This window comes from Lentzea nigeriaca (assembly GCF_016907955.1).
GTDB classification, from domain to species: domain Bacteria; phylum Actinomycetota; class Actinomycetes; order Mycobacteriales; family Pseudonocardiaceae; genus Lentzea; species Lentzea nigeriaca.
Genome location: NZ_JAFBCX010000011.1, coordinates 128303 through 146341, shown reverse-complemented (window position 1 = coordinate 146341; position 18039 = coordinate 128303). Strand labels below are relative to the sequence as shown.

Annotated in this window: 17 protein-coding genes; 7 read left to right on the top strand and 10 right to left on the bottom strand. The window is 69.2% G+C overall.

What is annotated here, in order from left to right; all coding sequences use genetic code 11:
- Positions 1-4: 4 nt before the first annotated feature.
- From hydA to JOD27_RS32175, 3 genes are read right to left on the bottom strand one after another with little or no spacing between them, the layout of a single operon-like run.
- Positions 5-1390 carry a dihydropyrimidinase gene (gene hydA, locus JOD27_RS32185; protein WP_204766062.1) on the bottom strand — a complete coding sequence of 462 codons (1386 nt, stop codon included), beginning with the start codon at positions 1388-1390 and terminating at the stop codon, positions 5-7.
- The gene (locus tag JOD27_RS32180) at positions 1387-2229 is read right to left on the bottom strand and encodes a nitrilase-related carbon-nitrogen hydrolase (RefSeq protein ID WP_204766061.1); all 843 of its coding nucleotides are present in this window, start codon (positions 2227-2229) and stop codon (positions 1387-1389) included. Before JOD27_RS32180 ends, hydA begins: the two co-directional genes overlap by 4 nt.
- The gene (locus JOD27_RS32175) at positions 2226-3734 is read right to left on the bottom strand and encodes an NCS1 family nucleobase:cation symporter-1 (protein WP_204766060.1); all 1509 of its coding nucleotides are present in this window, start codon (positions 3732-3734) and stop codon (positions 2226-2228) included. Before JOD27_RS32175 ends, JOD27_RS32180 begins: the two co-directional genes overlap by 4 nt.
- A gap of 144 nt (positions 3735-3878) precedes the next feature.
- Here JOD27_RS32175 and JOD27_RS32170 point away from each other — a divergent pair, with 144 nt between their 5' ends.
- Positions 3879-4580: an alpha/beta hydrolase gene (locus JOD27_RS32170; protein ID WP_204766059.1), complete on the top strand. Its 702-nt coding sequence runs from the start codon at positions 3879-3881 to the stop codon at positions 4578-4580.
- Here the strand turns inward: JOD27_RS32170 and JOD27_RS32165 are convergent.
- The 4 genes from JOD27_RS32165 to JOD27_RS32150 are packed head-to-tail and all read right to left on the bottom strand — an operon-like array spanning position 4526 to position 6835.
- Positions 4526-4918 carry a hypothetical protein gene (locus tag JOD27_RS32165; protein ID WP_204766058.1) on the bottom strand — a complete coding sequence of 131 codons (393 nt, stop codon included), beginning with the start codon at positions 4916-4918 and terminating at the stop codon, positions 4526-4528. The two genes, JOD27_RS32170 and JOD27_RS32165, sit on opposite strands and share 55 nt — an antisense overlap.
- Positions 4915-5412 (bottom strand): RDD family protein, encoded by a 498-nt coding sequence (locus JOD27_RS32160; protein ID WP_204766057.1) that lies wholly within the window; start codon positions 5410-5412, stop codon positions 4915-4917. Before JOD27_RS32160 ends, JOD27_RS32165 begins: the two co-directional genes overlap by 4 nt.
- 51 nt (positions 5413-5463) lie before the next feature.
- Positions 5464-6069, bottom strand: a complete 606-nt coding sequence (locus JOD27_RS32155; RefSeq protein ID WP_204766056.1) for a class I SAM-dependent methyltransferase — start codon at positions 6067-6069, stop codon at positions 5464-5466.
- A gap of 58 nt (positions 6070-6127) precedes the next feature.
- Positions 6128-6835: a MerR family transcriptional regulator gene (locus JOD27_RS32150; RefSeq protein ID WP_204766055.1), complete on the bottom strand. Its 708-nt coding sequence runs from the start codon at positions 6833-6835 to the stop codon at positions 6128-6130.
- Between the two features lie 127 nt (positions 6836-6962).
- Between JOD27_RS32150 and JOD27_RS32145 the strand changes: the two genes are divergently transcribed.
- Positions 6963-7403, top strand: coding sequence for a hypothetical protein (locus tag JOD27_RS32145; protein ID WP_204766054.1), 441 nt, complete (start codon positions 6963-6965; stop codon positions 7401-7403).
- 50 nt (positions 7404-7453) lie between these two features.
- Here the strand turns inward: JOD27_RS32145 and JOD27_RS32140 are convergent, their stop codons facing one another.
- Positions 7454-9046, bottom strand: a complete 1593-nt coding sequence (locus tag JOD27_RS32140; RefSeq protein WP_204766053.1) for a PucR family transcriptional regulator — start codon at positions 9044-9046, stop codon at positions 7454-7456.
- A gap of 107 nt (positions 9047-9153) precedes the next feature.
- Between JOD27_RS32140 and JOD27_RS32135 the strand changes: the two genes are divergently transcribed.
- The 4 genes from JOD27_RS32135 to JOD27_RS32120 all read left to right on the top strand — a co-directional run bounded on the left by JOD27_RS32135 (position 9154) and on the right by JOD27_RS32120 (position 12423).
- Complete coding sequence (locus JOD27_RS32135) at positions 9154-10437, top strand: aspartate aminotransferase family protein (protein WP_204766052.1); 1284 nt, start codon at positions 9154-9156, stop codon at positions 10435-10437.
- A 14-nt stretch (positions 10438-10451) separates the two neighbouring features.
- Entirely contained in the window at positions 10452-11933 is a 1482-nt protein-coding gene (locus JOD27_RS32130; RefSeq protein WP_239569832.1) for a CoA-acylating methylmalonate-semialdehyde dehydrogenase, read from the top strand.
- 92 nt (positions 11934-12025) lie between these two features.
- Positions 12026-12256 (top strand): hypothetical protein, encoded by a 231-nt coding sequence (locus tag JOD27_RS32125; protein ID WP_204766050.1) that lies wholly within the window; start codon positions 12026-12028, stop codon positions 12254-12256.
- A complete protein-coding gene (locus JOD27_RS32120) occupies positions 12253-12423 on the top strand; it encodes a hypothetical protein (protein ID WP_204766049.1) in 171 nt (56 codons plus the stop codon). Before JOD27_RS32125 ends, JOD27_RS32120 begins: the two co-directional genes overlap by 4 nt.
- Before the next feature lie 39 nt (positions 12424-12462).
- Here JOD27_RS32120 and JOD27_RS32115 read toward each other — a convergent pair whose 3' ends face one another.
- Complete coding sequence (locus tag JOD27_RS32115; protein WP_204766048.1) at positions 12463-14520, bottom strand: elongation factor G-like protein EF-G2; 2058 nt, start codon at positions 14518-14520, stop codon at positions 12463-12465.
- A gap of 243 nt (positions 14521-14763) precedes the next feature.
- Here JOD27_RS32115 and pdxS point away from each other — a divergent pair, with 243 nt between their 5' ends.
- Entirely contained in the window at positions 14764-15657 is an 894-nt protein-coding gene (gene pdxS / locus JOD27_RS32110) for a pyridoxal 5'-phosphate synthase lyase subunit PdxS (protein ID WP_204766047.1), read from the top strand.
- Positions 15658-15779: 122 nt separating this feature from the next.
- Here pdxS and helR read toward each other — a convergent pair whose 3' ends face one another.
- Positions 15780-17948: an RNA polymerase recycling motor ATPase HelR gene (gene helR, locus JOD27_RS32105; protein WP_372441764.1), complete on the bottom strand. Its 2169-nt coding sequence runs from the start codon at positions 17946-17948 to the stop codon at positions 15780-15782.
- Positions 17949-18039: the final 91 nt, after the last annotated feature.

The following is an 18039-nucleotide window of genomic DNA, read 5'->3' as shown; positions in this document are numbered from 1 at the left end:
CTTCCTAGACCAGGTACTGGTTGAGGTCGCGGGACACGAAGCGGCCGTGGCCCGTCGAGCCGTGGTAGGCGCCGTCGGCGATCACCTTGCGGCCGCGGGAGAACACCGTGTCGACCTTGCCCGTCACCTCGAAGCCCTCGTAGGCCGAGTAGTCCACGGCCATGTGGTGGGTCTCCGCGGAGATGGTCTGCGTCGCCGCCGGGTCGTAGATCACGACGTCGGCGTCGGCGCCCGGTGCGATCACGCCCTTGCGCGGGTACATGCCGAACATGCGGGCCGGGGTGGTCGAGGCGATCTCCACCCAGCGCTCGCGGGTGATCTCGCCCTTCACGACGCCCTGGTGCAGCAGGTCGACGCGGTGCTCGACGCCGGGCATGCCGTTGGGGATCTTGGAGAAGTCGCCGAGGCCCAGCTGCTTCTGGTCCTTGAAGCAGAACGGGCAGTGGTCGGTGCTCACGACGGACAGGTCGTTCGTCCTGAGCCCGCGCCACAACGACGACTGGTGCTCCTTGGGCCGCAACGGAGGCGACGCCACGTACTTCGCGCCCTCGAAGCCCGGCTTGGCCAGGTCCTCCAGCGACAAGTACAGGTACTGCGGGCACGTCTCGGCGAACACGTTCTGGCCCGTGTCGCGTGCGGCCGTCACCGCGTCAAGTGCTTGCGCGGCGGACAAATGCACTATGTACAACGGAGAACCGGTGACGCGAGCCAGCTGGATCGCGCGGGACGTGGCCTCGCCCTCCAGCTCCGGCGGGCGGGTCAGGCCGTGCTGGACCGGGTCACCCAGACCGTTGGCCAGCGCCTGCGCGACGAGCTGGTCGATCGCGATGCCGTTCTCGGCGTGCATCATGATCGTGGCGCCGGTCTCGCGGGCCTTCTGCATGGCGCGCAGGATCTCGCCGTCGGTGGCGTAGAAGACGCCGGGATAGGCCATGAACATCTTGAAGCTGTTCACGCCGGCCGCGATGCAGGACTCCATCTCCTTCAGCGACTCGTCGGTGACGTCGGAGATGATCATGTGGAAGCCGTAGTCGATGGCGCAGTTGCCGTCGGCCTTGGTGTGCCACTTGTCCAGAGTGGACAGCAGTGAGCTGCCCTTGGGCTGCACCGCGAAGTCGACGATCGTGGTGGTGCCGCCCCACGCCGCCGCGGTCGTGCCCGTCTCGAACGTGTCGGCGGACTGGGTACCGCCGAACGGCATCTCCATGTGCGTGTGCACGTCGATGCCGCCGGGGATGACGTACTTCCCCGCCGCGTCGACGACTTCGTCGGCCTGGACTTCGAACCCCGGCGTGACGAGCGCGGCGATGTGCTCGCCGTCGATCAGCACGTCGGCGGCGTGCGAACCGGTCGCGTTGATGACTAGGCCGTTGCGGATGAGAGTGCTCACGGCGTCACCAGGCCCTCGTAGGTGTCGGGGCGACGGTCGCGGTAGAACGCCCACGTGTCGCGGACCTGGGTCAGCAGGTCCAGGTCGAGGTCGCGCACCACGAGCTCTTCCTCGGTGTCGGATGCGGCCTCGCCGACGAGCTGGCCGCGCGGCGACACGAAGTACGTCTGACCGTAGAACTCGTTGTCTCCCAGTGGTTCCACGCCCACGCGGTTGATCGCGCCGACGAAGTACTCGTTCGCGACGGCCGCGGCGGGCTGCTCGAGCCGCCACAGGTACTCCGACAACGAACGCGACGTCGCCGACGGGTTGAACACGATCTTCGCCCCGGCGAGGCCGAGCGCGCGCCAGCCCTCGGGGAAGTGGCGCTCGTAGCAGATGTAGACGCCGATGCGGCCGACCGCCGTGTCGAACACCGGGTAACCGAGGTTGCCCGGCTTGAAGTAGAACTTCTCCCAGAAGCCCTTGACCTGCGGGATGTGGTTCTTGCGGTACTTGCCGAGGTACGTGCCGTCCGCGTCGATGACCGCGGCGGTGTTGTAGTAGACGCCCGGCTGTTCCACCTCGTACATCGGCACGATCAGCACGATGTTGTTCTGCGCGGCGACTTCCTTCATCAGCTCCGTCGTGGGGCCGTCAGGGATCCCCTCGGTGTAGGAGTAGAAGTCGGCGTCCTGAACCTGGCAGAAGTACGGTCCGTAGAAGAGCTCCTGGAGACACAACACCTGCGCGCCCTGGGAAGCGGCGCTGCGGATGTGCTCGACCGCGTTCGCGATCATCGACTCCTTGTCGCCCGTCCACTTCTGCTGGACGAGCGCCGCCCGGATGATGTTGCTCACCTGGTCGTCTCCTTTGCCGTGTTGTCCTTGAGAGCAAGGAAAACCAGGAAGCCGGCGACGAAACCGACCACCCAGTTGTAGTCGTAGAGCGGCTTGAGGAACGGGATCAGCCCGTCCGCCGGGAACGGCCCGCCGTAGGCGCCGCCGACCGCGAGCAGCCCGCCCACGAACGTCGCCAGCACGGCACGCCAGTTCCAGCCGCCGTTGAACCAGTACGCACCCCGTCCGTCGAGGTAGAGGTCCCCGAGCACGAGCCGGGTCTTGCTGATCACCCAGTACCCGGCGACGAACACACCGGCCACGCTCGCGAGCAGGCCGCCGTAGAACCCGAGCCACGCGAAGATGTAGATGCCTGGGTCGGAGATCAGCCGCCACGGCTGGATCAGGATGCCGACGACACCGGTGATCAGGCCGCCCAGCGCGAACGTGATGCGCTTCGGGAACGCGTTCGAGAAGTCGTAGGACGGGCTCACGACGTTCGCCGCGAGGTTCGCCGAGATCGTCGCGAGCACCAGCGACATCAACGCGATGAGCACCAGCAGCGTGCTGTCGAACCGGGACGCGAGATCCGCCGGGTCCCAGATCGCCTCGCCGTACAGCGCCTGCGCGCCGGACGTCGTCAGGATCGCCACGATCGCGATGAACGACATCGTGGTCGGCAGGCCGAGGACCTGCCCGGTGACCTGCTTGCGTTGCGACCCGCCGAACCTCGTGAAGTCCGGCATGTTGAGCGACAGCGTCGACCAGAACGCGATCATGCCCATCAGCGAGGGGAAGAAGACCTTCCAGAAGTCAGGTCCCCACCCGAGCTTGCTGCCGGTGTGCAGGATCGGCCCGAACCCGCCTGCCTTGACCAGCACGTAGCCCAGCAGGATCAGGAACCCGACGCTGACGAGCGGCGCCGTCCAGTTCTCGAACCGCCGGATCGCGTCCATGCCGCGCCAGATGATCAGCATCTGCACGACCCAGAAACCGAAGAAGCACAACCACAACGTCCACGGCTGACCGCCTACTTCGGACGCTTTGACCCACCCGTCACCGGCGAGCCTGCCGATGATCACGTGCAGCGCCTTGCCACCCACCCACGTCTGGATGCCGAACCAGGCGCACGCGATGAAGGCGCGCAGCAGGGCGACGAGGTTGGCCCCGCGCACGCCGTAGAACGCGCGGGCGAACACGGGGAACGGGATGCCGTACTTCGTGCCGGCGTGGCTGTTGAGCAGCATGGGGATCAGCACGATCAGGTTGCCCAGCGTGATCGTGACGAACGCCTGCACCCAGTCCATGCCCAGCGCGATCAGTGATGCGGCGAGCGTGTAACTGGGGATGTTGTGCGCCATGCCCATCCACAGCGCGAAGAAGTTGTATGTCGTCCAGGTCCGCTGCTCGATCGGCACCGGGGCGAGCTCGGGGTTGAAGAACCTGCTGTCCTCGATGGGACCTGTGTCGCTCAGCTCGACGCGGCCATCAGGTGTGACCTGGGGCGGTGAGGACTCGACTGCCATCGTTCAACCCCCTGTTACGCTGCTGAAACAAGGCCAACGCGGTCGGTTTCCATCCCGGAATCCTGGGTGCGCTGCCGCAGGTCTGGCAGTGTCAGAGTGTCCACGCTTGTCATGTTCGGCGCACATTGTGTTCCACTGATCAGCATGGGGATCTCTCGGCGAACTGTGTTGCTGGGCGGCGCGGGCCTGGTCGGGGCAGTGGGGACGTACGGCGCGCTGACTCCGCGCGGCCGCCGCCTGCTCGGGTGGACGGGCCCGGACGGCGAGGTGCCGGACGTGCCACCCGTCCCCGTTCAGCCGACGCCCTGGGGCGCGTGGATGGGGTCCGACGGCCCGACAGTGCTCGTGCTGCACGGCCGCGGCGGCAGCGTGTCGTGGTGGCAGGACCTCGGCCTGCCGCGGTACCTCAACGGCGCGAAGTTCCGGTGCGCGGTGGTCGACGGCGGTGAGGACTACTGGGTGAACCTCACTCCGCCGGTGCCGTTCGACGCTGCTCTGGGCGTGTCGATGGGCGGGTTCGGCGTGCTGGACATCGCGTCGCAACGCTCGTTGAAGGCGGTGGCGGCGATCAGTCCGGCGCTGTTCCCGACGTGGGCAGACGCGGAGCGGATCGACGGCTTCGCGTCCCGGCAGGTCTGGGAGGCACACGAGCCGTTACGGCATCTGGCGACCATCAAGTCACCGGTCGGCGTCTGGTGCGGGCAGGAGGATCCGTTCCACGACCCGGCCCAGGAGCTGGCTCGGGCGGTGGGGGCTCAGGGGTCGTTCGACCACGGCGCGCACGACGGCGGCTACTGGCGACGCGTGCTGCCGGAGACGTTGCGGTTCATCGGGTCCCTGCTGTGAGCGCGCGGTCGAACACGGCCCGGTGCAGCTGGGGTGAACGCGCCAGGAAGCGCGTCCAGAACCGCGGTCGTGTCGCGCATCTCCCGCAACAGCCGGGCCGCTGCCGAGACCTGGGCGTCCGACCACGGGCGAAACCGCGCGGGAACGTGTCCTGGAACGTACGAGAGCACGTCCATCCCGTCGACCCGACCCAGAAGCCGGGGTGCTCCCGCGAAGCCTCTGCTCTCCAGCAGGGTCAGCACGGAGGCCGCGAAATCGGACCCAGGCCGGTGCACGGTGTCCCCGCGCCGGACGATGCCCGGCGTCAGGCGTCCACCGGTGAGCGGAACGCCGGTCACCGCTGGGGTGTCCGGATGACGGCGGTGCCCGCCTTCCGGTCGTGCCACGTCCGCGTCCCCCGCAGATCGAGGGCCTCCACCGCCGTCAGCACGAGCAGCACCACCCCGCCCACCAGTAGAAGCGAGGCGAGCCACCCCACAGACCCCGTGCCGACGTGTTCGCCGACGACGACCCACGGCTGTTGCCAGCCGAGGCCCGCCATCAGCGCCGGCTCCCGCCAGCCCAGACCGGCCAGCACGAGCACCACGCCCGTGCCCGGCAGGGCGGTCGTGATGAGCGTGCGGGCCAGCACCCGTCTGAGGCTGAGGCCGGACGCGGGGCCCACCACCCTCAGGCCTGTCAGGGCCTTGCCGAGGGTGTTCCAGCGCAGCAGCAGAGCGTCGTACACGGCTGCGCTGAGCACCACCAGCACGGGTTCGTGGACCAACGGCCACGCCACGACCAGCACCAGCAGCCAGTCGAGCAGACGGGCGATCAGCCGACGAACGAGCATGATTCACGCTATTCGGCAGAAGTCCGTCATAAGTGGTCAGTTCATGGCCAGTTAACGTCCGAACTCGGCCAGCCAGCGGGACTCGTCGCGGAACACTCGGCGGGCGGACAGACCGTCGGTCTCGAACGCCAGGATCTCGGACGGCGTCAGCGGCCACGGCGGGCCGTCCGGCTCGGGGCCCTCGTCGCGTGCGACGGCCAGCACGAGCAGTGTCGAGCCGACCAGGGACGCCACCTTCTCGATGGCTTCCGCGTGCAGGGACACCGGGAGGGCCTGCACCGTCATGTTCTCGACGACCAGGTCGAACGCGCGGTGCCACTCGGCGGGAGGGTTCAGCAGATCGGCGACGACGTACTCCACCTTCGACTCCGGGTGGCGCTTGCGGACGGCGGCGACCGCGGTGGGGGAGATGTCGAACGCCGTCACGTCGTAGCCGAGGGAGGCGAGGAACTCCGAGTCGCGGCCGTAGCCACAGCCCACGACGAGCGCACTGCGGCCCAGTCCGTCCGGGGCGTCGCGGGCCCACTCGACGAGGTGCTGCTGCGGATGGGGAACGTCCCAGGGGACGGAGGCCGTGCCGGCTTCGGCCTCCGCGTAGAGATCTTCGAACCATCCGGTCGGGTTGGCGGCCTGCAGGCGGCGGTCATCAGAGGGCATGCCCCACTTCTACCGAGCCTGAGCCGGCCTCACCCGCGGATTTGCCGATTCGGCAACGTCACCGAGCTGCGCGCGCCTGGTTCACGTAGTCGACCAGACCGTCGTCGGACGGCCACCCGATCTGCGTGCTGATCGCGGACTTGTTCTCCTCCCACGACCGCTGCGCCGCCGCCTGGATCGCAGGGTCGCCGCCGGTGAACTTCGCGCCGAGCTCGTCCCACTGCCGTGACAGCTCGACGACGCGTGGGTCCGTGGCGGGCGTGCCGTCGGCCATGTGCTGACGCAGTTGCTTGACCAGCTCCAGCCACGACGTCTTCAGCCCTTCGACGGCCTCCTGGCCCAGTGCGGCCGCGCGGGACCGCAGGTCGTCCAGCTGGTCGGCGGTGAAGTAGCTCTCGTACACGGACATCATCTCCAAAGTGGACAGAAGGGATTCGGTGGTGTGCCCATCGAGCAGGGCGGCGAGCCGGGACCGCAGTGCCTCCACCTGCTGGGCCTGCTTGGTCAGCGCGGCGAGCTGGGCCTCGAAGATCGGGCGCAGCGAGTCCGAACGGGACAGTGCCGTGCGGACCTCGTCGAGCGACAGGCCTAGCTGGCGCAGCGATCTCACCTGATAGAGGCGGCGAACGTCCTCCGGGGTGTACCGACGGTGACCGGATGTCGTGCGCTCCGACGCGACGACCAGTCCGATCTCGTCGTAGTGGTAGAGCGTGCGGACGGTCAGTCCGCTCGCTTTGGCCAGGTCACCGATGCTCCAGCGGGTCACAAGACGACCGTAGGACCTCCCGTTGCGGGAGGTTCAAGTCCTCACCACCCGATCGAGCGGATAAATCGGCGAACCGAATCAGCCGATGAAATCGAAGATCGGTCCCCAAACCAGATTGAGGAATACTGTGTCTCGTTCCGGACTGCTCCGCGCCGCCGCCCTGCTCGCCGCCGGTGCCGCCCCGCTGCTCGTCGGCTCGGCCAACGCCGTCGAGGCGCCGCAGCTGGGCGGTGGCGTTCCCGAGGTCGGCGCGGACAAGGTGCTCGACGCCACGCAGCACGCCAACCCGCTCGACTCGGCGGGCGCGCTCAAGCTCGGCCACGTGCAGGCGCCGGTCGCCGGTGACGTGCAGGCTCCCAGGGAGGCCCCGGCCGTGCAGCAGCGCTCCGTGCCCGCCCCCCTCGCGTCCGACCGCGGTGGCGTCCCGGCGCTGCCGAAGACCGGAGACCTGGCCGACACCGCGCACGTCGGCGACCTCAAGGCCCCGAGGCTGTCGAACCTGCCGGCCAACGGCGTCGTGCCGAACCCGAACGTCATCTCCGGCACGCTGCCGGCGGTCAAAGGCTGAGTTGCTGTCGATGAAGGGAACCTTCCTCCAGTGTAGGAAGGTTCCCTTCGTCACGGGCCCATTTCGTGGACCAGGAGGGCCACGTAGAGGGAGAGCACGGATTCCGGGTCCTCCAGGGAGACGCCGAGGACCTGCTCGATCCGGGCCAGCTGCTGGTAGTAGGCGGTGCGGGAGAGGTGTGCGGCCGTGGCGGCCGCCGACTTGTTGCCGCCGTTCTCGCACAGGCACCGCAGCAGCTCGACCAGCCGTGAGCCCTGGGCGGAGTCGCGCGCCAGCAGCGGTCCGAGCTCGCGGTCCGCGAACGCCCGCATCCGTTCGTCCTCGCGCAGCAGGTGCAGCAGCCCGCGCAGCCGCACGTCGTCCAACCGGTGGTAGAGCTGGGTTCCCGGTGCCCGCAACGCCGCACCGGCCACGTGCGCGGCCTCGCCCAGCGACCGGCGAACGTCCGTTGTGGACGACACGGTCGTGCCCACGGCGATCACGACGGTCGACGCCGCTGTCCGGTGGATCTCGCGCGCGACCTTGCGCAGAACCCCTTCCACCCCAACGGTCACCGGCACCGACAGCAGTGCCCGCACCGACGTGTCGTCCACGACGCCGACCAGCGCCGCGACCGTGACCCGGCGCCCGGCCAGCGCCGTCGCCTCGGCGAGGTCGCGCAGAACCTCTTGCGTGGCCAGCGTTTGCCCCTGCAGCACGGACACCGGCCGGATCGCCATCCCGATCAGCTGACGGCGTTCCAGTGGCACGCCCAGCGCCGCCGCGCGAGCTCCCAGGTCGGGCGACTGCGGCGACTGCCCCAGCAGCTGGGCGAGCAGGGTCCGGTGCGTCTGCCGTTCCAGCGACTCCCGGTCACGCGCGACGAGCCGGTGCACGGCCAGCGCGGACGCGGCCCGCTCGGCGACCACCACGTGGCGGTGCGGCGGCGGCTCCGGCGACACGAGCACGAGCCGGCCCCAGTCCGCGCCGCGCGCCCCGACGATCGTGATCAACCAGCCGGACCCGGCGTGGTAGGCGGTCCGCTCGGTCACCGTGACCGCCCGCGAGCGCGCCGCCCAGTCGTCGAGCAACGTCACCGGGTCGTGGCCCGCCGCGTCGTAGGCCAGCACGTCGTGGCCCAGCGTCTCCAGCACGACGGGCAGCCCGGACGTCCGCGCCACCTCGCGCAGCACCTCGGCGGGCTCGGCCCCGGCCACCGTCAGCGCCGTGAACGTCTCGTGCACCTGCTCGGCGGCCCGCAGCTCGGCCAGCTGGGCGTCCACGATCAGGCCGACGACCGCCTCCGTGACGGCGACGTACTTCGTCTCCTCGGACAGTGTGACCAGCGGTAACCCGTGCCGTTCCGCCTCGGTGACCAGCGCGGCCGGCACGTCGTCGCGCCACCGCCGCCCCAGCTCGACGATCAACCCGGCGCAGCCGACGGCGGCCAGTTCCTCGACGTACCGGGCAAGCCCGGAGTCGGGCAGCATCACGCCGGTCGTGAGCACCAGCTCGCCACCGCGCAGCAACGGCGCGATGTCTGCGATCTCCGCCACATGCACCCAGCGGACCCGTCGCGACAGCCCGGCCGACCCGGCCACCAGACGTGGCTTTCCCTGCCTGATCACTGGCAGAGCGACGACATCGGCGACGGTCGGGTACATGGACACAACGTAATGCCAACCAGCCGATCCGGGTACACGTTGTGCATGGCGGCGACTCGGGCACCACAGCAGACTCCGAGGACAGGAGTTAACCCCTGGAGGACGTGATGGCCCACAAGGAGCTGCTGGCACGACACCGCGCGGTGATGCCCAAGTGGCTGGCCCTCTACTACGACGAGCCCATCGAGATCGCGAGCGCCAGCGGGCGCCGGGTGACCGACCGCGAGGGCACGACCTACCTGGACTTCTTCGCGGGCATCCTGACCAACGCCATCGGCTACGACGTGGCGGAGATCAGCGACGCGATCCGCTCCCAGCTCGACACCGGCGTCCTGCACAGCTCCACGCTCTACCTGATCCGCTCACAGGTCGAGCTGGCCGAGAAGATCGCGGAGCTGAGCGGCATCCCGGACGCCAAGGTCTTCTTCACCAACTCCGGCACCGAGGCCAACGAGACCGCCCTGATGCTCGCGACCCAGGCGCGGCGCAGCGAGCAGGTGCTGGCCCTGCGCAACAGCTACCACGGCCGCGCGTTCGCCACGGTCGCCATCACGGGGAACCGCGGCTGGTCCGCGTCCGCGCTGTCGCCGATCAAGGTCAGCTGGGTGCACGGCGGCTACCGCTACCGCAGCCCGTTCAAGGCACTGGACGACAAGGACTACATCTCCGCCTGCGTCGACGACCTGCGCGAGATCATCGAGACCACGACGTCCGGCGACGTCGCCTGCATGATCGCCGAGCCGATCCAGGGCGTCGGCGGCTTCACCTCGCCGCCGGACGGCCTGTTCCGCGCGTTCAAGGACGTGCTGGACGAGTACGGCATCCTCTTCGTCTCCGACGAGGTGCAGACCGGCTGGGGCCGCACCGGCGAGCACTTCTGGGGCATCCAGGCGCACGACGTGGTGCCGGACGCGATAACGTTCGCCAAGGGCCTCGGCAACGGTCTCGCGATCGGCGGCGTCGTCGCGCGCGGCGACCTGATGGACGCGATCAACGCCAACTCGATCTCCACGTTCGGCGGTAACCCGGTCTCCACCGCGGGCGCGCTGGCCACCGTGAACTACCTGCTGGAGCACGACCTGCAGGCCAACGCGGCCAAGCTCGGCTCGCGGCTGCTCGGCGGCCTGCGTGAGCTCGCGGAGAAGCGCCCGGTCATCGGCGACGTGCGCGGCAAGGGCCTGATGATCGGCATCGAGTTCGTCGGACCGGAGGGCGAGCCGAACCCCGGTGCCGCGACGACCGTTCTCAACGAGTCGAAGGCACGCGGCCTGCTCGTCGGCAAGGGCGGCCTGTACGGCAACGTGATCCGGCTGGCGCCGCCGATGACGCTGACCGAGGACGAAGTCGAAGAGGCATTGGGAATTCTCGCTCAGGCGGTGGAAAAGGCGTGATCAACACCCAGAAGTTGATTAAGCACTGGATCAACGGCAAGCACTGGGAAGACGCTCCCGGACGCACCGGCGACGTCTACGACCCGACGACCGGCAAGGTGGCGAACCAGGTCGCGTTCGCGTCGGTGTCCGAAGTGGACGCTGCGGTCGACGCGGCCGCGGGAGCGTTTGCGGCGTGGCGCAACGCCTCGCTGGCACAGCGCTCGACGGTGATGTTCAAGTTCCGCGAGCTGCTCAATGCCCGCAAGGGTGATCTCGCGGCGATCGTCTCGGCCGAGCACGGCAAGGTCGTCTCGGACGCGGCCGGCGAGATCCAGCGGGCGCTGGAGTCGGTCGAGTACGCGTGCGGCATCCCGCAGCTGCTCAAGGGCGGCTTCAGCGAGAACGCCTCGACCCGCGTCGACGTCTACTCGATCCAGCAACCGGTCGGTGTGGTCGGCGTGATCTCGCCGTTCAACTTCCCGGCGATGGTGCCGCTGTGGTTCGTCCCGACCGCGATCGCCTGCGGCAACACGGTTGTGCTGAAGCCGTCGGAGAAGGACCCGTCGGCGTCGATCTTCATCGCCGAGCTGTTCGCCGAGGCCGGGCTGCCGGACGGGGTGCTGAACGTCGTGCACGGCGACAAGGTGGCCGTGGACCGGCTGCTGGAGCACCCGACGGTCAAGGCGATCTCGTTCGTCGGCTCCACGCCGATCGCCCGGTACGTCTATGAAACCGGTACGTCGCACGGCAAGCGCGTGCAGGCCCTGGGTGGCGCCAAGAACCACATGGTCGTGCTGCCCGACGCCGACCTCGACCTGGCCGCGGACGCCGCGGTGTCCGCGGGGTTCGGCTCGGCGGGGGAGCGGTGCATGGCCATCTCCGTGGTCGTGGCCGTCGGCCCGGTCGGTGACGAGCTGGTCGAGAAGATCAAGTCGAGGATCGCCGACGTGCAGGTGGGTTCCGGGCCGTCGTGCGAGATGGGACCGCTCGTCACGGGCGTGCACCGGGACAAGGTCACGTCCTATTTGGACGCCGGGGTGCAGGCGGGCGCGTCGCTGGTCGTGGACGGCCGTGACCACCCGATCGACGGTGACGCGAGCGGGTTCTGGCTCGGGCCGACGCTGTTCGACCACGTCGGCACCGACATGGCGATCTACACCGACGAGATCTTCGGTCCCGTGCTGTCGGTCGTCCGCTGCGACTCGTACGAGGAAGCCGTGGAGATGGTGAACAGCAACCGGTACGGCAACGGCACCGCGATCTTCACCAACGACGGCGGAGCGGCCCGCCGGTTCCAGAACGAGATCGAGGTCGGCATGGTCGGCGTGAACGTGCCGATTCCCGTGCCGGTGGCCTACTACTCGTTCGGTGGCTGGAAGGAATCGCTGTTCGGCGACGCCCACGCGTACGGGCCGCACGGCGTGCATTTCTTCACCCGCTCGAAGGTCATCACGTCCCGCTGGCTCGACCCGTCGCACGGTGGAGTCAACCTGGGTTTCCCGCAGAACACCTGACCACGCGGACGGTGTAACGCCTGTGGCTCCATCGCGACTACCGCGGTGGAGTCACAGGGGGTGCTGTGCCGCAACCGCAACGTCGCCGTTTGATGCAGGACGCGATCGACCAGAGCCAGAGCGAGTCGTTCGTGGGCAGGGGCAGCGAGGTGGCCGTGTTCCGGGGGCACGTCGGACTTCCTCGACGGGACTGGCGGCACGGCATGAGGGCCGCGGTGCTGCGCGGGCTGGGACGTGGTGAGGAAGCGGTCGTGGTGACTCGGAAAGCGCTTTCCTCGCTGTGCGGCGCTTCAGTGAGCCGGCGGAGGGGCGCGACGCGTTGAACCGCCTGTCGTACCGGCTGCTGGCGCGTGAGGAACCGGGCGAGCTGCCGGACGCGACGCGGGACGAGTACGGGATCGCGCTGGACGAGGTGCGAGTCCTGGCCTCGATCCTGCCGGTGCGGGAAGTACTGGTGGAGCTCGAGAACCGGGCGGCGCGCGCGGAGTAGCAGGGGCCGGTCACCCGGCCCCTGTCGTGCTGCTCGCCGTTACTTGCCCGCGCGGGCGGCCAGCGCCTCCGGCAACGGGTCGTAGCGCGCGAAGCGGCGCGTGAACGTGCCGGTGCCCGACGTCATCGCACGCAGCTCGATCGCGTACCGGAGCAGCTCGGACGACGGCACCTCCGCGCGGATCACCGTTCGCCCACCCTCGTCGGCCTCGGTTCCGAGCACCCGTCCGCGTCGTCCGGACAGATCGCCCAGCACCGTGCCCATGTGCTCGTCCGGCAACCGGATCGCGACCTCGTCCATCGGTTCGAGCAGCGTCGTGCGCCCGGCGGCCGCGGCCTCCTTCAACGCCAGCGCGCCCGCCGTCTGGAACGCGGCGTCCGACGAGTCGACCGAGTGCGCCTTGCCGTCGACGAGCGTCACGCGGACGTCGACCACCGGCGTGCCGTCGTGCAGGCCCTTCTCCAGCTGGGCGCGCACGCCCTTCTCCACGGACGGGATGAACTGGTTGGGGATCGCGCCGCCGACGATCTTGTCGACGAACTCGAACCCGGAGCCGCGCGGCAGCGGCTCGACGACGATGTCGCACACGGCGTACTGGCCGTGACCTCCAGATTGCTTCACATGTCGGCCGTGGCCTTTCGCCGGTCCCGCAAAGGTTTCGCGCAACGGCACGCGCACCGGTTCGGTGTCGATCTCCGCGCCGCCCGCCCGCAGCCGCGCCAGCACCACGTCCGCGTGCGCCTCGCCCATGCACCACAGCACCATCTGGTGCGTCTCGGCGTTGCGGTCCAGGCGCAGCGTCGGGTCGCTCGCGACGAGGCGGTTGAGGTTGCGGGCCAGGTTGTCCTCGTCGCTGCGGGTGCGCGGGACGACCGCGACGGGCAGCAACGGTTCCGGCATGTCCCACGGTGCCATGAGGAGCGGCTTCTCGGGCGCCGACACGGTGTCGCCGGTCTCGGCGGTGGCGAGCTTCGTCAACGCGCACAGGTCGCCCGCCACGCAGTAGGGCACCTCGCGCAGGTTGGCGCCCATGGGCGAGTAGATGTGCGCGATGCGTTCGTCGGCGTCGTGGTCCTCGTGGCCGCGGTCGGCCATGCCGTGGCCGGAGATGTGCACGGGACGTTCCGGGCGCAGGGTCCCGGAGAAGACGCGGACCAGCGACACGCGTCCGACGTAGGAGTCCACGGCGGTGCGGACGACCTCGGCGACGAGTGGCCCTTCCGGGTCGGCGGCCATGCGGGGCTCGGGGATGCCGTCCACCGACGTCACGGTGGGGACCTCGTGTTCCAGCGGGGACGGGAACGCGCGCGCGATGCCGTCGAGCAGCTCCGTCAGGCCCATGCCCGTCGCGGCGCAGACCGGCATCACCGGGTGGAAGGAACCGCGTGCGACGGCGGTCTCCAGGTCGGTGATGAGGGTGTCCTGGTCGATCTCCTCGCCCGCCAGGTAGCGGTCCATGAGGGTCTCGTCCTCGCTCTCGGCGATGATGCCCTCGATCAGCGCCGCGCGTTCGTCGGGATAGTTGTCGCCCTCGGTGAGCAGACCGACGAGCCGGTCGCCCTCCTGCATGTACAGCGGCACGACGCCCTGGCCGAACGCGGCCTGGCAGGCGACGACCTCCGTCATCACGTCGGCGCGGTGGTGGTCGGTGCGGGTGATCACCACGGCCCGCGGCATGCTGACCTGGGCGCATTCCTGCCACAACGCGACGGTGGCCGCGTCGACGCCCTCGAAAGCGTTGACAACAAAAAGGGCCGCATCCGCGGCCCGTAGTCCTGCCCTCAGCTCACCCACGAAGTCAACGTATCCAGGGGTGTCGATGAGGTTGATTTTGATGTCGCCGTGCTGGATCGGGGCCACCGCCAGACCCACGGATCGTTGTTGTCGGACCGCCGCGGGGTCGTGGTCGCAGACGGTCGTGCCCTCGGTGACCGATCCCGCTCGGGTCAGGACGCCGGTGGCGGCTAGCAGGGCTTCGGTGAGCGTCGTCTTGCCCGCGCCGGACGGGCCCACGAGCACGACGTTGCGGACCTTGGCCGGGTCGTCCACAGCGACCGCGCCTGCCGGGGTCCCGCTGTCGGAGTGCTTGCTTCCCATGGCTACCTCCGTCAAGTCGTAGTGTTCGATCTCACACCCGTTCACCCTCGGGTACAAGTGCACAGACCTGACCGGATGCCTCCGTGCCCTTGAGCGCGTTTCACATCTGTGAGCGTGACACGTGTCACGACCTGCGGTTGATTGAAAAGTGGCCTTCTGGTTCCGGGCGTCAGTGGCTTGGGTGAGGTGGCCACGTTCGACGTAACATGGCGTTACAAACTTCCCCTCGTGAAAGGTTGACCCGTGAGCACTGATCAGGTCACTGGCACCGCCCGCGTGAAGCGCGGCATGGCCGAGATGCTCAAGGGTGGCGTGATCATGGACGTGGTCGACGCCACCCAGGCGAAGATCGCGGAGGACGCCGGCGCCGTCGCCGTCATGGCGCTCGAGCGCGTCCCCGCCGACATCCGCGCGCAGGGCGGCGTCGCCCGCATGAGCGACCCCGACCTGATCGACGGGATCATCAACGCCGTCTCGATCCCCGTGATGGCCAAGGCCCGCATCGGCCACTTCGTCGAGGCCCAGGTCCTCGCCGCGCTGGGCGTCGACTACATCGACGAGTCCGAGGTGCTGACCCCGGCCGACTACGCCAACCACATCGACAAGTGGGCGTTCACCGTCCCCTTCGTGTGCGGTGCGACGAACCTCGGCGAGGCCCTGCGCCGCATCACCGAGGGCGCGGCCATGATCCGCTCCAAGGGCGAGGCCGGCACCGGTGACGTCTCCAACGCCACCACGCACATGCGCAAGATCCGCGCCGAGATCCGCCGCCTGCAGAACCTCCCCGAGGACGAGCTGTACGTGGCCGCCAAGGAGCTCCAGGCGCCGTACGAGCTCGTGAAGGAGGTCGCGCAGAACGGCAAGCTCCCCGTGGTGCTCTTCACCGCGGGCGGCATCGCGACCCCGGCCGACGCCGCGATGATGATGCAGCTCGGCGCCGAGGGCGTGTTCGTCGGTTCCGGCATCTTCAAGTCCGGCAACCCGGCCCAGCGCGCCGAGGCCATCGTGAAGGCCACGACCTTCTACGACGACCCGGACGTCATCGCCAAGGTCTCGCGTGGCCTGGGCGAGGCCATGGTCGGCATCAACGTCGACGACATCCCGGAGCCGCACCGCCTGGCCGAGCGCGGCTGGTAAGTCCCCTCCGAAATCCCCCTGTCCATTCGCGGCAGGGGGATTTCGCGTGTCAACCGGAGATACGCTTCCCAGGCGCGCGGGTTGTGGTGCTGCCATGATCGGCTCATGCCGCCGGGCGTGTCTCAAACCTTCGGCTTGAGACCGGTGAGCGCGTCCGGCAACGGCTCGTGGTGCAGCACGCCGAGCCGTTGCGTGGCACGGGTCAGCGCCACGTACAGCTCGGCCGCACCGCGCGGCCCGTCCGCCAGGATCCGTTCCGGCGCGACGACGAGCACCGAGTCGTACTCCAGGCCCTTGGTCTCCGAAGCGGGCACCGTGCCGGGCACGCCGGGCGGCCCGATCACGACGCTGGTGCCCTCCTCCGACGCCTCCGCGAGCACGAACTCCTCGATCGCGGCGGGCAGCTCCGCGGCCGTGAGCTGCCGCGCCCACGGCTGAACACCGTTGGCACGAACGGATTCCGGCGCCCGCACGTCCGGCGCGAACTCGGCGAGCACCTGGGCGGCGATCGCCATGATCTCGGCAGGCGTGCGGTAGTTGACCGTCAGCGAGCGGTACTCCCAGCGGCCCGGCACGTAAGGGTCGAGCATCTCGCCCCACGACGAGGCGCCCGCCGGTGAGCGGCGCTGGGCCAGGTCGCCCACCACCGTGAAGGAACGGCCGGGGCAGCGGCGCATCAGCACGCGCCAGTCCATTTCGGACAGTTCCTGGGCCTCGTCGACCACCACGTGCCGGTAGGTCCAGCCGCGGTCGGCGGAGGCGCGTTCGACGAGGCTGCGGGTGTCGTACTCCTCGAAGCGCTCCGCCAGGTCCTCCGCGAACAGCAGGTCCGTGGCGAACAGGTGGTCCTCGTCGTCCATGTGGTCCTGACGGCTGACGAGGCTGTCCAGCACCTCGGAGGCGTACCGGGCCTCGGCCCTGCGGGCTTCCGCCTCCGCCTTGGCGGCGGCCTCCTCCGCGCGCTTGTCGCGGCCCACCAGCTCGTGCAGCTCGTCGAGCAACGGCACGTCCGACACCGTCCACGCCTCGCCGTCGGCGCGATACAGCGACGGGTCGCCGCCGGCCGCCGCCAGGCGTTCGGGAGACGAGTACAGCGAGCCGAGGAGCCACTCGGGCGTCAGCACGGGCCACAGCTCGTCGAGCGCCAGCGTGAACGCCTCGTCGTCGGCCAGGTCCTTGATCAGACCCGACCGCATGTCCTCCCAGCTCTCGCGGTCGGAGCGGGACATCCAGCCCTTGCCGATCCTGCCGATCGCGCGCTCGGTCAGTACGTACGTGACGATCTCGGTGAACACCTTGCGGGCCTCGTTGTGCGGCAGGCCGCTGTCGCGTGCCTCCTGCCGCGCCCATTCGGCGACGTCGGTGCTGATCTCGACCACGACGTCCTTCATCGTGATCGGGATCGGCGAGGACGGCAGCCGTTGCCGGTCGGCGACCGCCGCCTTCAGCACCTCCACCATCTTCAGCGAACCCTTGAGCCGCGCGACGTCCGGCGCGTCCTCCGCCGTCGCGGACAGGCCCGGCAGCAGACCGCCGGTCGTCGTGAAGACCACATCGGACTCACCGAGCGACGGCAGCACCCGGCCGATGTGGTTGAGGAACGCCGGGTTCGGGCCGACGACGAGGACGCCGTGCCGTTCCATGCGTTCGCGTTGCGTGTACATCAGATAGGCGACGCGATGCAGTGCCACCACGGTCTTGCCGGTGCCGGGACCGCCCTCGATCACCACGACACCGGGGTGGTCGAGCCGGATGATCGCGTCCTGTTCGGACTGGATGGTCGCGACGATGTCGCGCATGCCCTCGCCGCGCGGCGCGTTCAGCGCCGCCAGCAGGGCCGCGTCGCCGTGCTCCTCGCCGAGCTTGCCGAAGACCTCGTCGGTGAAGTCCACGATCGCGCGGCGGCGGGTGTGGAACTGGCGCCGCCTGCTCATGCCCTCCGGCTGGGCGCCGGTGGCGGTGTAGAACGGCCGTGCCGCCGGTGCGCGCCAGTCGAGCAGCACCGGTTCGAACTCGTCGTCCTCGTCGAACAGGCCGATCCTGCCGATGTAGGAGGTGCCGCCGTCGGCGCTGTCCAACCGGCCGAAGCACAGCCCGTAGTCGGCCACGTTCAGCCGCTTCATCTCGCGGTGCCGGGCCCGCACCTCGTTGTCCCGCTCCATGACGGTCTCGCCGGTGCCACCCAGCGCGGCCTGGTACGCGGCCTTCACGCGCGCGCGTTCGGAATCGAGCCGTGCGTAGAGACCGGCGACGTACTCGCGTTCGGACTGCAGTTCTTCTTCGTACCCCACGTGCTCCCCACAGCGCCTGTTAACTGGCATAGGGCGATGAGTTTGAAGCACACCTGGGGCCTTGTGGCAAGGCCCCCTCTCTGCTATACGT

What these genes read in the sequence shown, in the direction of transcription:
- JOD27_RS32175 (WP_204766060.1), bottom strand. Translation starts at nt 3,734, where the DNA reads ATGGCAGTCGAGTCCTCACCGCCCCAGGTCACACCTGATGGCCGCGTC.
- JOD27_RS32170 (WP_204766059.1), top strand. Translation starts at nt 3,879, where the DNA reads ATGGGGATCTCTCGGCGAACTGTGTTGCTGGGCGGCGCGGGCCTGGTC.
- JOD27_RS32160 (WP_204766057.1), bottom strand. Translation starts at nt 5,412, where the DNA reads ATGCTCGTTCGTCGGCTGATCGCCCGTCTGCTCGACTGGCTGCTGGTG.
- JOD27_RS32155 (WP_204766056.1), bottom strand. Translation starts at nt 6,069, where the DNA reads ATGCCCTCTGATGACCGCCGCCTGCAGGCCGCCAACCCGACCGGATGG.
- JOD27_RS32140 (WP_204766053.1), bottom strand. Translation starts at nt 9,046, where the DNA reads ATGTACCCGACCGTCGCCGATGTCGTCGCTCTGCCAGTGATCAGGCAG.
- JOD27_RS32135 (WP_204766052.1), top strand. Translation starts at nt 9,154, where the DNA reads ATGGCCCACAAGGAGCTGCTGGCACGACACCGCGCGGTGATGCCCAAG.
- JOD27_RS32125 (WP_204766050.1), top strand. Translation starts at nt 12,026, where the DNA reads ATGCAGGACGCGATCGACCAGAGCCAGAGCGAGTCGTTCGTGGGCAGG.
- JOD27_RS32115 (WP_204766048.1), bottom strand. Translation starts at nt 14,520, where the DNA reads ATGGGAAGCAAGCACTCCGACAGCGGGACCCCGGCAGGCGCGGTCGCT.